Source organism: Paenibacillus sp. EKM301P, assembly GCF_011800295.1.
Taxonomy (GTDB): domain Bacteria; phylum Bacillota; class Bacilli; order Paenibacillales; family Paenibacillaceae; genus Paenibacillus; species Paenibacillus polymyxa.
Genome location: NZ_JAALFM010000099.1, coordinates 1 through 400, shown reverse-complemented (window position 1 = coordinate 400; position 400 = coordinate 1). Strand labels below are relative to the sequence as shown.

Genomic DNA, 400 nt, shown 5'->3' with positions numbered 1-400 from the left:
CGCCAATGGCGCGGTTCCAGGCTTCATACCCGTGTTCGGTAGGACGGAAAACGATCCGCAGTGCATCGTGATGGCTAACGATGTGGTCCATCGCTGTGCGCAGTGCCGCTTCATCAAAACCATCCTTGCTATGCAGCATGATGGACTGGTTGTGATGATGAGCATCCGCCAGGTTTTGCTCCAAGAACCAGTGTTGAACGGGTGTCAGCTTCACCGCGCCCACCACTTCGCTTTGATCCGCCAATCGGGTAACGGATTGGACTTTCGGCGCCAATGCAGACACCGTTGGATGGCTGAACAGGTCTTTCATCTCCAGTCGATAGCCTGCTTGTAGCAAGCGGGACGATACTTGCAGCGCTTTGATCGAATCGCCGCCCAGCTCGAAGAAGTTATCCTGCGT

At 55.2% G+C, this 400-nt stretch carries 1 protein-coding gene; it reads right to left on the bottom strand.

From position 1 onward, the window contains the following. The coding region (locus tag HFD99_RS25010; protein ID WP_185157166.1) for a condensation domain-containing protein at positions 1–400 on the bottom strand (400 nt) is incomplete at both ends.